12 protein-coding genes are annotated in these 14,977 nt (G+C 40.7%); 7 read left to right on the forward strand and 5 right to left on the reverse strand.

Features of this window, described 5'->3' with window-relative positions; all coding sequences use genetic code 11:
• The 4 genes from fusA to FJR38_RS04915 all read left to right on the forward strand — a co-directional run.
• Nucleotides 1-1,631 (forward strand): elongation factor G (gene fusA / locus FJR38_RS04900; RefSeq protein WP_254449360.1); only part of this gene is annotated, 1,631 nt, incomplete at its 5' end.
• A gap of 22 nt (nucleotides 1,632-1,653) precedes the next feature.
• A complete protein-coding gene (gene tuf / locus FJR38_RS04905; RefSeq protein ID WP_168492278.1) occupies nucleotides 1,654-2,883 on the forward strand; it encodes an elongation factor Tu in 1,230 nt (409 codons plus the stop codon).
• Nucleotides 2,884-3,053: 170 nt separating this feature from the next.
• Nucleotides 3,054-3,371: a 30S ribosomal protein S10 gene (gene rpsJ, locus FJR38_RS04910; protein WP_015113498.1), complete on the forward strand. Its 318-nt coding sequence runs from the start codon at nucleotides 3,054-3,056 to the stop codon at nucleotides 3,369-3,371.
• A gap of 188 nt (nucleotides 3,372-3,559) precedes the next feature.
• Nucleotides 3,560-4,210, forward strand: coding sequence for an LON peptidase substrate-binding domain-containing protein (locus FJR38_RS04915; RefSeq protein ID WP_168492276.1), 651 nt, complete (start codon nucleotides 3,560-3,562; stop codon nucleotides 4,208-4,210).
• A gap of 205 nt (nucleotides 4,211-4,415) precedes the next feature.
• Here the strand turns inward: FJR38_RS04915 and pheA are convergent, their stop codons facing one another.
• Nucleotides 4,416-5,267, reverse strand: coding sequence for a prephenate dehydratase (pheA, locus tag FJR38_RS04920; protein ID WP_168535744.1), 852 nt, complete (start codon nucleotides 5,265-5,267; stop codon nucleotides 4,416-4,418).
• A 114-nt stretch (nucleotides 5,268-5,381) separates the two neighbouring features.
• Between pheA and FJR38_RS04925 the strand changes: the two genes are divergently transcribed.
• Entirely contained in the window at nucleotides 5,382-5,969 is a 588-nt protein-coding gene (locus FJR38_RS04925) for a DUF1997 domain-containing protein (RefSeq protein WP_168492272.1), read from the forward strand.
• An 8-nt stretch (nucleotides 5,970-5,977) separates the two neighbouring features.
• Here the strand turns inward: FJR38_RS04925 and FJR38_RS04930 are convergent, their stop codons facing one another.
• The 3 genes from FJR38_RS04930 to FJR38_RS04940 form a co-directional block, all read right to left on the reverse strand.
• A complete protein-coding gene (locus tag FJR38_RS04930) occupies nucleotides 5,978-6,652 on the reverse strand; it encodes a ribonuclease HII (RefSeq protein ID WP_168535746.1) in 675 nt (224 codons plus the stop codon).
• 194 nt (nucleotides 6,653-6,846) lie between these two features.
• Nucleotides 6,847-8,946, reverse strand: a complete 2,100-nt coding sequence (locus tag FJR38_RS04935) for an Rne/Rng family ribonuclease (RefSeq protein WP_168535748.1) — start codon at nucleotides 8,944-8,946, stop codon at nucleotides 6,847-6,849.
• Between the two features lie 1,222 nt (nucleotides 8,947-10,168).
• The gene (locus tag FJR38_RS04940) at nucleotides 10,169-12,772 is read right to left on the reverse strand and encodes a TIGR03960 family B12-binding radical SAM protein (protein WP_168535750.1); all 2,604 of its coding nucleotides are present in this window, start codon (nucleotides 12,770-12,772) and stop codon (nucleotides 10,169-10,171) included.
• 712 nt (nucleotides 12,773-13,484) lie between these two features.
• On the opposite strand from FJR38_RS04940, the gene FJR38_RS04945 reads away from it, so the two are divergent.
• Complete coding sequence (locus FJR38_RS04945) at nucleotides 13,485-13,682, forward strand: hypothetical protein (RefSeq protein ID WP_168492266.1); 198 nt, start codon at nucleotides 13,485-13,487, stop codon at nucleotides 13,680-13,682.
• A 333-nt stretch (nucleotides 13,683-14,015) separates the two neighbouring features.
• Here the strand turns inward: FJR38_RS04945 and FJR38_RS04950 are convergent, their stop codons facing one another.
• Nucleotides 14,016-14,390: a hypothetical protein gene (locus FJR38_RS04950; protein WP_174763892.1), complete on the reverse strand. Its 375-nt coding sequence runs from the start codon at nucleotides 14,388-14,390 to the stop codon at nucleotides 14,016-14,018.
• A gap of 254 nt (nucleotides 14,391-14,644) precedes the next feature.
• On the opposite strand from FJR38_RS04950, the gene clpS reads away from it, so the two are divergent.
• Nucleotides 14,645-14,926: an ATP-dependent Clp protease adapter ClpS gene (gene clpS, locus FJR38_RS04955; protein WP_168492264.1), complete on the forward strand. Its 282-nt coding sequence runs from the start codon at nucleotides 14,645-14,647 to the stop codon at nucleotides 14,924-14,926.
• Nucleotides 14,927-14,977: the final 51 nt, after the last annotated feature.

Genomic DNA, 14,977 nt, shown 5'->3' on the forward strand with positions numbered 1-14,977 from the left:
AGATGGTTGATCGCTTGCGGGCTAATGCTATTGCTATTCAACTGCCTATCGGTAGTGAAACTGAATTTAAGGGAATTGTAGACTTGGTACGGATGTGTGCGTATATGTACGCAAACGACCAAGGAACTGATATCCAAGAAACAGAAATTCCCCCAGAACTAGCAGAAAAAGCAGCCCAATACCGCACCAAGTTGGTAGAAGCAGTCTCAGAAACTGATGACGCGCTGATGAATAAGTACTTCGAGGGTGAAGAACTTACAGAAGCAGAAATCTGTACTGCGCTGCGGAAAGGGACAATTGCCGGTACGATTGTACCAGTTCTTTGCGGTTCAGCCTTTAAGAATAAAGGTGTGCAATTGATGTTGGATGCAGTGATAGATTACCTACCAGCACCAACTGAAGTACCCCCTATTCAAGGCACACTCCTGAATGGTGATACCGTAGAACGTCATGCTGATGATAACGAACCATTATCAGCTTTGGCATTTAAGATTATGGCTGATCCTTATGGTCGCCTCACCTTCGTGCGCGTTTATTCTGGCGTGCTGAAAAAAGGTAGTTACGTTCTTAACGTCAGCAAGAATAAGAAAGAACGGATTTCTCGGTTAGTGCTGATGAAAGCAGACGACCGACAAGACGTAGACGAATTACGGGCAGGTGACTTAGGTGCTGCTTTGGGATTGAAAGACACCTTAACAGGTGATACCCTTTGTGATGAAGGCTCACCAGTAATTCTGGAATCCCTATTTATTCCTGAGCCAGTCATCTCGGTAGCGGTTGAACCCAAAACCAAGAATGACATGGACAAGCTTTCCAAAGCTTTGCAATCTTTGAGTGAAGAAGACCCCACATTCCGTGTGCGTGTTGATCCGGAAACCAACCAAACCGTAATTGCGGGAATGGGAGAATTGCACCTAGAAATTCTCGTAGATCGGATGTTACGGGAATTTAAGGTAGAGGCAAACGTTGGTGCGCCCCAAGTGGCTTACCGCGAAACCATCCGCAAAGCCGTCGAAAAAATTGATGGTAAATTTATCCGCCAAAGTGGTGGTAAGGGTCAGTACGGTCACGTAGTGATCAATTTAGAACCAGGCGAACCAGGTACAGGTTTCGTATTTGTTTCTAAAATTGTCGGTGGTATTGTTCCCAAAGAGTACGTCGGACCAGCGGAACAGGGAATGAAAGAATGTTGTGAGTCCGGCATTTTAGCTGGATATCCACTCATTGATGTCAAAGCTACCTTGGTACATGGTTCTTACCACGACGTAGACTCTTCAGAAATGGCTTTCAAGATTGCCGGTTCTATGGCAATGAAAGAAGCGGCATCAAAAGCCTCTCCAGTCATCTTAGAGCCAATGATGAAAGTTGAAGTTGAAGTACCTGAAGACTATATCGGGAACGTGATTGGTGACTTAATCGCCCGCAGAGGACAGATTGAAAGCCAAAGCACTGAACAGGGACTTGCGAAAGTGGTATCGAAAGTTCCACTGGCAACCATGTTTGGTTATGCCACTGATATCCGGTCGAAAACCCAAGGTCGAGGTATCTTTACAATGGAATTTAGTACCTACGAAGAGGTGCCTCGCAGCGTGGCTGAGGGAATCATCTCAAAAAGTAAAGGGAACGCTTAATTAAAAAAGGAAACGAGTATTCATGGCACGCGCAAAGTTTGAAAGAACTAAACCTCACGTTAATATCGGTACTGTTGGCCACGTTGACCACGGCAAAACTACTTTAACAGCAGCCATTACCATGACCTTGGCTGCTAATGGCCAAACTGTAGGTAAGGGTTTCGACCAAATTGATAATGCACCTGAAGAAAAGGCCCGGGGTATTACTATCAACACATCCCACGTTGAGTATGAAACCGAAAATCGGCACTATGCTCACGTAGATTGTCCAGGACACGCTGACTATGTGAAGAATATGATCACTGGTGCAGCACAAATGGATGGAGGCATTCTTGTAGTTGCAGCTACTGATGGTCCGATGCCCCAAACCCGCGAACATATTTTGTTGGCAAAACAAGTAGGCGTTCCTAGTTTGGTTGTCTTCTTGAACAAGGAAGACATGATGGACGACGAAGAATTGTTGGAATTAGTAGAACTAGAACTGCGAGAATTGCTGACTAGCTATGATTTCGATGGTGACAATATTCCCATTATCAAAGGATCAGGTCTGAAAGCTCTCGAAGCTATGACTGCTAATCCCAAAACCCAACGGGGTGAAAATGAGTGGGTAGACAAAATCTATGCGTTGATGGATGCTGTAGATGCCTCTATTCCTACACCTGAGCGGGATATAGATAAACCATTCTTGATGGCTGTAGAAGATGTGTTCACCATCACAGGTCGTGGTACTGTGGCAACTGGACGGATCGAACGCGGGAAAGTTAAGGTTGGTGATACCGTCGAGCTAATTGGGATCAGAGATACTCGTAGTACCGCTGTTACCGGGATCGAAATGTTCAAGAAGAGCCTCGATGAAGGTATGGCTGGGGATAATGCAGGTGTGCTACTGCGCGGTATGAAAAAAGAAGACATTGAGCGCGGTATGGTAATCGCTAAACCTGGTTCGATTACTCCTCACACTCAGTTTGAAGGTGAAGTATACGTACTCAAAGACTCAGAAGGTGGTCGTAAAACTCCATTCTTTGCTGGTTATCGTCCTCAGTTCTATGTGCGGACAACCGATGTAACTGGTACAATCACAGCCTTCACATCTGATGATGGTAGCGCGGCAGAAATGGTGATGCCCGGAGACCGCATCAAAATGACAGTAGAATTGATCAACGCGATCGCCATTGAACAAGGTATGCGCTTTGCTATTCGTGAAGGTGGACGGACTATTGGTGCTGGCGTTGTCTCCAAAATCTTGAAATAACACTCACCTTTTTGCTCTCATCACAAAGGAGCAGAGATGAATCATCATATCTCTGCTCTTTTCTATTCTATTCTCATAAACAAGTTTAAATTTTAGATTGGGGATGATATCTAAAAAATCTAAAATTTAAAATCTCAAGTCGAAAATTTACCGAACCTGGAAAACTTAAGATGGCAACTCTACAGCAGCAGAAGATTAGAATTCGCTTAAAGGCATTTGACCGCCGTTTATTAGATACATCTTGCGAGAAGATTGTAGACACCGCTAACCGTACCAACGCTACAGCTATCGGACCAATTCCTTTACCCACAAAACGCAAAATATATTGCGTACTGCGATCGCCTCACGTAGATAAAGATTCCCGCGAACATTTTGAAACTCGCACCCACCGGCGGATTATTGATATTTACCAACCTTCTTCTAAAACCATTGATGCGCTGATGAAGTTGGATTTGCCATCTGGTGTAGATATCGAAGTCAAACTATAAATTTGTCAGTGGTCAGTGGTCAAAACAAAGAACAACTGACAACTGACATTTATTTAAGCTCTGAGAAAATTTATCTCAGGGTTTTTTATTAGCAATAAAACACATGATAAAATATAAACAAAGTATGGGGAGCATGGGAAAAGTAGGGAACAATATATTTTAAGAATAAAATTTATACTCAAGTAACAATGACATCTTCCTCTAAAATTGCAGTTCGGGAACTACCTCTATTTCCATTACCCGAAGTGGTTCTGTTTCCTACTAGACCATTACCTCTTCATATTTTTGAATTTCGCTACAGAATCATGATGAACACGATTCTGGATAGCGATCGCCGATTTGGGGTATTGATGATCGATCCCGCTAAAGGCACAATTGCTAATGTTGGTTGCTGTGCCGAAGTTATTCATTATCAACGGCTACCTGATGACAGAATGAAACTTTTAGCTCTAGGACAGCAAAGGTTTCGCGTTTTAGAATATATCCGTGAAAAGCCTTATCGCGTCGGTTTGGTAGAATGGATTGAAGACCAACCACCATCTCAAGATTTGCGCCCTTTAGCTTCTGAGGTAGAACAACTATTGCGGGATGTTGTCCGTCTCTCTGCCAAGTTAACAGAACAAGATATTGAACTACCACAAGATTTACCAGATTTGCCAACAGAACTATCTTATTGGGTAGCCAGTAATCTTTATGGTGTAGCACCAGAACAGCAAGCATTACTAGAAATCCAGGATACCGTTGCTCGTTTAGAACGAGAAGCAGAAATTCTTACTTCTACTCGTAATCATTTAGCAGCACGTTCTGTTCTTAAAGACACATTTAACGATATAGAATAATTGACCGAAGAAGCAAGGGATAGGGTAAAAGAAGAACGGTTGTTAAGTAACGGGAAGTTTAAAGTAATTTCTTACTCCCTGCTCCCTGCTCCCTGCTCCCTGTCCCCTGCTCCCTGCCCCCCTGCTCCCTGCCCCCCTGCTCCCCTGCCTAACGGCTACGGCTGAGGTGGGAGCTTTCAGATTTGTCTATAGATTCTGCGAAGTATCACAACACACTATAGCTACCAAATATTTTCAGGACTTCTGTATAATTTTGTAACTCTCCTAAAGCAGATTTCATGATTTGTGAATTAACATCTGCTTCTATATCCAAATAAAATAAATATTCTCCCAAAGAACGTTTTGTGGGACGGGATTCAATGCGACTCAGATTAATACCTGAATGAGCAAATACTTGCAATACTTTTACTAATGCACCTGGTATATTCGCTGCTACGCTAAACGCTAGGGATGTATGACTACAATCAACCATCTGATTTTCTTCTGTGCTAACTACCCAAAATCGAGTACAGTTTTCTGGATAATCATTAATTCCACTAGCAAGGATAGGTAAATTATATAATTCCGCGGCTCTACTAGAAGCGATCGCTGCTATTGTTACGTCCTGTTCTAATTCCTGTAGTGCTTCAGTTGTCGAGTTACTAGCAATCAAATTAACATTTGGTAATAACTGTGATAGCCATCCTTGACATTGACTTAACGCTTGAGGATGGGAATATACACTTTTAATCATATCTAAACTAGTTGCATAAGAAATCAATGTATGTTGGATAGGTATAACTAAAGCTAGTTGAATTTTTAACCTCTCTAATTGCCATAAACTATCCAGTGTCATATTAACACTACCTTCAATAGAGTTTTCCACAGGGACAACCGCTAATTGACTTTGCTTTTCAGCTACAGCTTGTAGTGATTGGGCAATTGTAGGATAGGGACATAATTCAAAGCTTCTTTTGTCGCTAATACCTTGATGATGATTCAACCAGTTGAGATAGAAAAAAGCTGCTTGTTCGGCATAAGTTCCTGGTGGACCTAAATGTGCAATTTTAAGATTCATACGTTTAAATCTGACGAATTTGATTGATAATGAATTAAGAGTTTGATTTTTTTACAATTTAATGCAAATTGTTAAAAGATATTACAATTAAAAAACAAATGGTTTAATTTGCTCATGGCTACCAAGTTTACTGCCTCTCAATCGGTTGAAATTTCCGTTCCTAAGCAACCTATTCCTATTCAGCACTATTTACGTCAGCCTCAACGTTTGGTGAATGCCTTAGCTGATAATACTAGAATTCAACAGCTTTCTGAAGAAGTGTTTCGCTTAAAAATGCGTCCTCTGTCTTTTATGTCACTGAGTATTCAGCCTACTGTAGATATGAGAGTCTGGGCGGATGCAAGCGGAACGATTTATTTGCGATCGCTCGGTTGTGAAATCCTTGGTTTTGAGTATATTAACCAACGTTTTTCCCTGAATTTAAAAGGCTATTTATCACCAGTTCAACTCAGTAGTGGAACTCATCTACAAGGGAAAGCTGATTTAGAAGTGTTAGTAGAGATCCCGCAACCATTTTCCTTTACTCCCAAGTCAATTTTAGAAACTACAGGGAATGGATTACTCAAAAGTGTGTTGTTAACAATTAAACAAAGATTGCTACATCACCTTTTAGCAGATTATCGGCATTGGGTAATATCACAAACTCAGAACACGGAAATTGATAATAACATTCCGGAATTACCAATTTTAAATTTTGAATAGTTTGAGAATTATTCAAAAAGATAATTGTCATTCTGAGCGCAGGATTGAATTTGACAAGGACGAAAAGAGCGACGATGTAGAGGTAAAGTCCCATATTTTTGGAGAGCCAGTAAATGTCGCTGGCTTCCATAACCTTTATTTCGTTCGAGATCATATTGAGGATATTTTAATGCTAAACGCTGCACTAAATCATCACGCCAAACCTTAGCCATGATACTAGCTGCGGCAATATTTAGCGATCGCTCATCACCCTTAACAATCGTTTGCTGTGGTATGGGCAAATCCTTGACTAACTGATTACCATCAATTAAACAAAGTTCAGGCTTTACCTTTAACTTCAGAACAGCACGCTTCATTGCTAATAAAGTTGCCTGTAAAATATTCAACTCATCTATTTCCGCAGTTGAAGCATAACCAATTCTCCAATCTAAAGCCAGAGTAGTAATTTTTTGCGCCAGCTTAATTCTCCGAGAACTAGACAACTTTTTGCTGTCCTTAATCTCATCAGCCATCAATATTGATAAAGCTTCTACTGGTAATAAAACCACCGCTGCCACCACAGGACCAAATAAAGCCCCTCTTCCTACTTCATCAACACCCGCAACCACACCCTGCATATCTGAGTAGGTAGAAAACTCTAACCAACTCAAGTTATCCCAGGGTGTGGGCTTTATTTCTCCCATAAATATCAGAACTATGATTTGTGTACTTGATTTAGATGATTAATTAATCAGAAGTCTAAACTATGATTTATGTGATTAATTTGATTTAGATGATTAATTAATCAAAGTAATCATAAAAATCCTCAAAATCACAGTCCCATTTCCCCAACCGATTTAAAAGGGAACACAAACCAAAATCTCAAATCCTCTTAAATTCAATCTTGGCTAAAACCATCAGTATCTAGGGCTGATGAACGACGACGACGACGACGATTAGGCACAGAGGTACTATTAGTTTCTGTTTCTGTTTCAGCTTCATTTTCCTCTTTGGCAATTGTTAATTCTGGGACAATTGTTAATGGTGGAAAAGAAGATTCTTCTTCTATCTCAAATTTTGGTGTCGGTACTTCAATAGGGACAACATCAGGAGTTGTCTTTTCAGTAATAATTGGTTCAGGGATAGATTCAGTTGGTTCAGTCGATAATTGTCCTGGTTGAACAACATTAATAATCACCGATCTAGAATTTTTGCCCTCCCGATCTAATTTGAGTAGAGGAGAAATTCCCATTTCAGCAAATGTATCTTGTTCTTTTGCTGACATTTCGACAGTAATAATCTCCGGTGGTTCGACCTTAATTGGTTCTAGTTTAATTTTTGCCCGTTCTGGCCTTTCCGTCCAACCCGATTTATTAATGGTAGGTGGGGAGATTTCTGAAGAAGGTAGTTCAGCTTCTTCTAAGTCTAAATCCGCATCATTAACAAAAGCTAGGGGATTGGTAGTTAAGCGGGGTTCATCTTTACCATTAACTCCATTTACCCCAATCCGGCTGCGACGGGTACGAGTGCGGCGCTTGCTATCATTTAATTCTTGGTAACTAGGATGATTAGTTAGATGTAGGGAACTAAATTCCGATTCTCCTTCAAATCCATCCCCAAAGCCATCGTAGGGATCTCGTGGTATGGCTTGCGCCATGCTACCGCTATCAATTATCCGAGTCACAGGCCGGGATTCTTTTTGTGGCATCGGTACAAACCGATCTGGTACATCTGTAGCCGGGATAGGTAATCGGTTTTCCGTTTCTCCCGGTAATCTCACGGTATGTCCTAAACCGCCACAGGTAGGACAAGTCTCGCCAAATAATTCATATATGTTTTGTCCTTGACGCTTGCGGGTAAGTTCTACTAAACCTAGCTCAGTCAATTGGGCAATTTGCGGACGGGCTTTATCAGCTTTGAGAGCTTTGTTAAAGTGTTCTAAAACTTGCATTTGATCGCGTCGGGATTCCATATCAATGAAATCAACGACAATCACACCGGCAATGTTTCGTAAACGTAACTGACGTGCAATTTCTGTAGCTGCTTCGCAGTTTGTCCACAGCACTGTTTCTCTAGCAGTGGCGGAGCGGGTGAAAGAACCGGAGTTTACATCTATGACGGTTAATGCTTCCGTTGGTTGGATGATGATATAACCGCCTGAAGGTAAATCTACTCTTGGTCTGAGAGCTTCGCGGACAGCAGCATTAATGCGGAAGTATTCTAAAATGGGCGAGCGATCGCGGTGATGATCAATCAGTAATCCCTGGGGTGTTTGTCCACCACTCCAGTTTTGTAAATACTGTTTCACCCGTTTTAAGCCAGTGCTGGAATCGACCACAATGCGATTCACATCACTGCCATACATATCTCTTAGTACACGCTGAATAAAGTCATCATCCCGATTAAGTAAGGCTGGCGCACGAGTAGATACTGCTTCTTGTTGAACAATTTCCCACTGCTTTTGCAGCACTTCTAAATCTTCAATGATTGCTTCTTCTGGTTTGCCTTCTGCTTCTGTGCGTACCAGCAAACCCATACCTGCTGGTTTAATCAAAATTGCTAAAGCTCTGAGACGGTTACGCTCACTTTCGCTCTTAATCCGTCTAGATAAGTTTACACCCCGTCCATAAGGCATTAATACTACATAGCGTCCAGGTAAGGTAATATTACCTGTCAGCCTGGGACCTTTTGTCCCAGTAGGCTCTTTCATCACCTGTACTAATGTTTTTTGCTGTGGTGTTAGCAGTTCTGTAATAGCTGCTGCACTACGCTTCAGCCTCAACGGGCCCAAGTCAGTAACATGAATAAAACCGTTGCGTTCGGGATCACCGATATTCACAAAAGCCGCATCTATCCCAGGTAATACGTTTTCTACTACACCTAAATAGATATCACCTATTTGGTGATGACCGGTAGCTACAACGAGTTCTTGTATTTGATCTTCCGAAAATACAGCAGCAATTTGATGCTGTTCCGCGATGATAATTTGTTTTGGCATTCAATTTCCTCAAAAACTGGCAGCACTGAGGGGAATTACAAGAAGAGCTTCTCCGTGATCTCTTTTGTCCCTACAGTCGCTGCTACAAGGCGCTACTAGTAATAAAAATTTCAAATTTGAGCGGCTCTGCAAAGTTATGGAGAGCTAATGATACTGTAATCTCGTTTACACGCCTGATTATTCCTGAATAGCTGTATATAGTTTAAGAACTTAAATCAACCGCCCTTGGTTGATTTCCCATACTATACGCTGCTATCTAAACTTTGGATATCCGTAGACATCTGCTCCAAAGTTAATGTTTCATCAGGTAAAGTTAGCCATGCTTAAATGCACGCACTTATCAAAAAGTTAGAGTTTAAACAGGCTGCAACTTTTTGGTTTTACCATTTATTGACGGAGAAAAACCTGCTTTTCGCACTAGATTCACTATCCGTATTTTCACTAGAAAATTTAGCTAGTGCAGATAACCCACCGGATTATCTTGACAAGAATTTTGGCGGCGTTTTCATCTCTGTCAATACTTACGTGGTATTTTTTACAGTTAAACACCCTTACTTTTGTAGCAATTGCATAAGCCCGCAATAAAAGCAAGTATTATTTAAGGGATAGAATCTATCAGCTAATAGAGAAGCTGACGAAAGCTATTGTTAGTGATTGATTCACAGGGTAGCTATAGGGAGAGTGGTTTGTAATCATCAACAGAGTTTGTCTGGAATACAATCTTAGAAGTTGCACTCTTATATCTTTGGCTTTGCTCCCTGATGATCAGGGTAGTGAATCAAGCCATGCAATGCAGCGCCAGAAAATTTCTCTTGATTCTAATTCTAACGCAACTTTGGTGACATACTCCACACGCTTCCTTACAGGTGAGTGTGGACTTCTCAGGGACTCCTAATCTGGACATTAACTGAGCTTTAAAGCCCTATGTCTTAGGGTCTTTTAGAGATAATTGCTAACTTTTTCAATAGGCTGCTTTTCAGCATTTAATTGAGTTACACCTATTGGTCAAAATTATATCAAATATTTTGAGAAAAACCAAGAAAGTGTTTATTCCTTATTTACTCACATTGCTGATTTGCCATTGCTAAATTGCGATCGCTCGTCAATTCGTCACTCACTCCCATTCATCCCATCACCTCCCTTGCCGGTAGGTGAGAAGCTTCTGCTTGTTAGCTAAAAATAAATTCCCACAATTTGTTAATTTCGGGTAATTACTGGCAATTTATCCAATAACTAGGCGATTGCGGTGAATATGCAAGAGGTGAAATTCTGCATTAGTGATTATTTCTAGCATAGACAAGACTTGCTCAGGACGTAAGATCACACCGTCAGGACGACAGCTACCCAAGTAACGGAGGACTGCGGTTGAGTCTGATTCTCGATTATAGGCTGTGATTAATTCTATTTCCCATAAGCGATCGCGCAGATTTATTAATTGCTGCTTACCTGATTTGGTTGTATGTGCCGAAAGAATCTCCTCTTGATTTTGAATAGTCTCAATCCAATCTTGCCATTGTGTCGGTTGTACCTCGCTTTGAGATGTAGACACTGTTAGTAAATACTCGGCTGCTTCCAGAGACTGGTTAGCAGAGGGAGATTTGATATCTATTTCTACCACATTATATACAGGTATGTCAGTAGGTAGTTGATTCACTAATTGGGCATGAAAAGTTTCGATATCAATTGCTTGAGTGAATTCAAAATCAACAATTTCTCCATTACTGGTAGCGCCTAATGCTAAAGCACTAGCTAGACAAATTCGCGGACCAGGATGAAAGCCACCTGTGAATGTAATTGGTAAACTTGCTCGTCGCATAGCTCGATCAAAGAGGCGCATTAAATCCAAGTGACTCACCAAAGCCATATCCCCTTTTTTGCCAAAGCATACGCGCAGCCGTTGGGCTTTAGTGGTGTTGGGGACAAAATCACCAGCAAAACTGGGAATGGGTGGTGGAGAAATCACGATGTTGTGACCAAAATCAGTGCCACAAACTCCGCAATGGGAACAACCTTCAAAAGAGCAGTCAGGGACAGTTGCGGCTGCTAGAGCGCGTTGGAGGTCTTCTTGCAACCACTTTTTATCAATGCCAGTATCAATATGATCCCAAGGTAAGGGAATATCTAGAGGTGATGAGGTTTCTTGTTCCTTGTTGCTGACAGCAAACAGATTCCATTCACCATTTTCAACTTGACGGTATTTCCAGTCTAGACCGGCTTGAGCGATCGCTTCGCCCCAAGCTGTAAATGCTTTATCTACATTGTCATACCAAGAATCCATCCCTGCACCCAGTTCCCAAGCCCGCTGTAACACTTTCCCCAAAGTGCGATCGCCTCTACCAATAAAGTCTTCCATGGCGGAGATGCGAAAATCCGTGAAATTTACTTTCACATTTCGCATTCCGCGAAACTCTTGTCGCAATAGGTTCTGCTTTCTGGCAAACTCTGTTGTTGAGACTGAATGCCATTGAAAAGGAGTATGGGGTTTGGGAGTAAAGTTAGAAATAGTCAAATTAAAATTCAGGGCTTTTCTGCCTTTTTCCCAACATTCTTGTTGTAACCACCTCACAGTTTCCACAATCCCGATCACATCGGTATCTGTTTCACCGGGTAAACCAATCATAAAATACAGCTTGATTTTATGCCAACCTTGTGACCAAGCGGTTTTTATCCCCCGCAACAATTCTTCATTAGTCAAGCCCTTATTGACAATATCCCGCATTCTTTGAGTACCTGCTTCTGGGGCAAAGGTTAATCCCCCTTGGCGTGTTCCTCCCAGGATATTAGCAATATTTTCATCAAATCTATCTACTCTTTGACTTGGTAAAGTGAGGGAAATATTGTCATTTTTTAAGCGATTTTTAATTTCCATCCCCACCGCTGGTAGGGCTAAATAATCTGAACAACTCAAAGACAATAGGGAAAACTCATTGTAACCAGTTTCCCGCATTCCTTTTTCTATGGCTGTTACCACTTTTTCCGGTTCTACATCCTGTGCCGGTCTAGTCAGCATTCCTGGTTGACAGAAGCGACAACCACGGGTGCAACCCCGACGAATTTCAATGGTTAAGCGATCGTGGACTGTTTCTACATAAGGGACTAAGCCAATGGAATAGGCAGGAATTGGTGTGGCTACCCGTCTGAGAACCCTTTTAGGTACATCTGGACGCAGGGGATAAACAGCCCCACTTGCACCCATTTCATAAAACTGCGGCACATATACACCAGGAACTTGTGCCAAATCTAGTAGGAGTTCTTGACGATTCAAGCCTGATTTTTTCCCTTCTTCTAAAATCAAACCAATTTCCGGGAGCAGTTCTTCACCATCTCCCAAGGCAAAAAAGTCAAAGAAATCTGTGAAAGGTTCGGGGTTAGATGTTGCTGTTTGTCCACCTGCAAAAATCAGTGGGTAATTTCCCTGTAACCGTTCTGCTCTGGTAAGGGGAATTCCTGCTAAATCCAACATTTCTAGAATGTTGGTTGCACCTAATTCATAACTGAGACTAAAGCCTAAAATATCAAAGTCCGTCAACCACCGTTTAGATTCCACCGCAAACAGAGGTGTCTGCGTAGTCCGAAGTTTAGCTGCTAAATCTGCTCCTGGTAAGTACGCGCGATCGCATAACTGGCGAGGCTGGGCATTCAAAACGTTGTATAATATGATATGCCCTAAATTTGATGCCCCAACTTCATATACTTCTGGATATGTCAAAACCCAACGGATTGTTGCCGTATCCCAAGGCTTATGGACTGCTAAACGCTCATTACCCAAGTAACGGGCAGGTTTTAAAATATCCGATGTTATTAATTGTTCAACTAAAACAGCCACTTTGCTATCTTCTAGCTACCCTAAATTACAGCCAATTACCCCAAGACTAGCATTAATTATAGATTTTGATCACAGTAATCGTGACAACTTAGAACTTTGTGACATAAATTAACCGTCATTTCTGTATAAATTCAAATCAGGTTCACATATATTCAAATTCAGAGGCTTTTACCGCCTTTAAGTATCTTTGAGGACGAATTACAATAATTTCAGAAGCAGTCAGAGTTGTTACCATATTTACATCCTGATGAAAATTATTGACCGTGTAAATTTGTGCTTTTATTGAACATAAACCCTTTTTTCGCAATTGGCTACAAGTTTTAGCTTTCTTTGCTGAATCTTTATAGCTTTACTACCTTTGTTTAAAGATTATCATAAGTCAATGGTAAACTGTATTTATATATACATTTTTTTTCTGGAAGTTAAAAAACAATCTACATATACATCCTCAATGCAGATTAATCATCTATAGCTGTAGCAGCTACCCTTGCTAAAGCTATAAACAAAGGTGGTTTAAGCAAAATTTCTCTGTCAATGTCAGCTTGGTTTTTTTTACCCATACCGTTGACAAAAAACAGCGTTATTGAATGACTAATCCTGTTTAGTCAATAGTGATCTAAATCACTAAATTTGAGAGGTATAGATCACATTTTATACCAAGCATTATCTTAGATAATGAAGTGAATAGTAACTACAAATTGGTTTATTTCTTATGAGAACTCCATACGTTATTCGTCAGTTGGTTGAAAAAGCCCTGCATATCAAGAAATTAACCCCAGAAATAGAAAATGAAATTAACTCAGAACTCACAAAACTGGGACATATCTCTGACGTTGACTATGAAGCCTTAGAATTATTAATGGCAGAGATGGATGCTGGTAGGGTGCAGTTAGTTCCTACTTGGGGGTAATTCCAGTACATGAGGGTAGAATTAAAATGAATGCAGCGTCAGCTTTTGGGAAAATTTACCATAAGTGTTTATTTCTGCAAGTCTCTATTACCAATCATATTTAGTAAATTTGAGCAAGACTCAAACAATTGATTTTTTCAATCAACAGTATCACTTTTCATCAATCAATCCCACTGACTAACACTATATTGTTACTGCTATTACCTATGCAGTTAAATCTATTTACAGCAGATTACAGATCAATAAAGCTTCGTCGTGAGCGTCAGTTGATAGCTTGCGTGGCGTAGCCATATGGTACAGAATCTTAATTGAAACCTATACACAAAGCCAGTTTTACTCCTGACTCCTGCTGTATATTGTTTGTTCTTGTTGGTATGCTTGCCAAAGTTGATGAATAAATAAATTAAATTGTTGTTTAGCAACTAAATCAGATTCCAATTGCTGTTCTTTAGGAAAAATTTGCCCTAAAAAAGCAATTACTTCTGTATCTAAAGCAGGTCTAAACAAGTCCAACGGCCATAATAAATCAGATACATTTCGTAAATCAATCACAAGTGGTAATTCCTGGGTAGAGTCTACAAGCAGCAAAGGACGCACCCAGCATAATTGACGGGAAACCACTATTTCAATAACTTCTGTATAAAGATTTTGATCCTGATAATCCAACGACACAATTTGTCCTGGTTGAAATTTTGGAGTAATATCCATAACCATGTAAAGCAATTGTTGTGTGGTAACGCCTTAATTTTACTAACTTTAGAGAGATATCAGCAACGGCTGGTTTGTGTTATACTATTTTAGTAAAAAATCTGTAAGCAATGCCAAAAGTATTTTCAGGTGAAAATACAACGGACATCAATCTCAAGATTGAGTCAGCTATGCAGAACGAAATAACTGTTTAGCGATCGCTTGCTAAACAGAAACTGTATTGTAGTAAATCAACGGTAAAAGAGCTAAGAATCGTGTCAGTCGAAACCATTGAGAAGCGTTCTACATCCCGCAAGCTTGCACCTCGATATCGCGTCTTGCTCCATAATGATGATCATAATCCGATGGAGTACGTAGTCCAAGTGTTAATGACTACTGTCAATAGCATCACTCAACCTCAAGCTGTTAGTATCATGATGGAAGCTCACCATAATGGGTTAGCTTTAGTCATTACTTGCGCTCAAGAACACGCCGAATTTTATTGTGAAACACTTAAAAATCACGGATTAAGTAGCACCATTGAACCCGATGAATAGTCCTGAGTCATTAGTCAATAGAGTATAGTTTTGACTAATGACAACTGACTA

This window comes from Anabaena sp. UHCC 0253, assembly GCF_009712085.1.
Classification (GTDB): domain Bacteria; phylum Cyanobacteriota; class Cyanobacteriia; order Cyanobacteriales; family Nostocaceae; genus Dolichospermum.

Coding starts and splice junctions, on each gene's coding strand:
- tuf (WP_168492278.1), top strand. CDS start 1,654: ATGGCACGCGCAAAGTTTGAAAGAACTAAACCTCACGTTAATATCGGT.
- rpsJ (WP_015113498.1), top strand. CDS start 3,054: ATGGCAACTCTACAGCAGCAGAAGATTAGAATTCGCTTAAAGGCATTT.
- FJR38_RS04915 (WP_168492276.1), top strand. CDS start 3,560: ATGACATCTTCCTCTAAAATTGCAGTTCGGGAACTACCTCTATTTCCA.
- pheA (WP_168535744.1), bottom strand. CDS start 5,267: ATGAATCTTAAAATTGCACATTTAGGTCCACCAGGAACTTATGCCGAA.
- FJR38_RS04925 (WP_168492272.1), top strand. CDS start 5,382: ATGGCTACCAAGTTTACTGCCTCTCAATCGGTTGAAATTTCCGTTCCT.
- FJR38_RS04930 (WP_168535746.1), bottom strand. CDS start 6,652: ATGGGAGAAATAAAGCCCACACCCTGGGATAACTTGAGTTGGTTAGAG.
- FJR38_RS04935 (WP_168535748.1), bottom strand. CDS start 8,946: ATGCCAAAACAAATTATCATCGCGGAACAGCATCAAATTGCTGCTGTA.
- FJR38_RS04945 (WP_168492266.1), top strand. CDS start 13,485: ATGAGAACTCCATACGTTATTCGTCAGTTGGTTGAAAAAGCCCTGCAT.
- FJR38_RS04950 (WP_174763892.1), bottom strand. CDS start 14,390: ATGGATATTACTCCAAAATTTCAACCAGGACAAATTGTGTCGTTGGAT.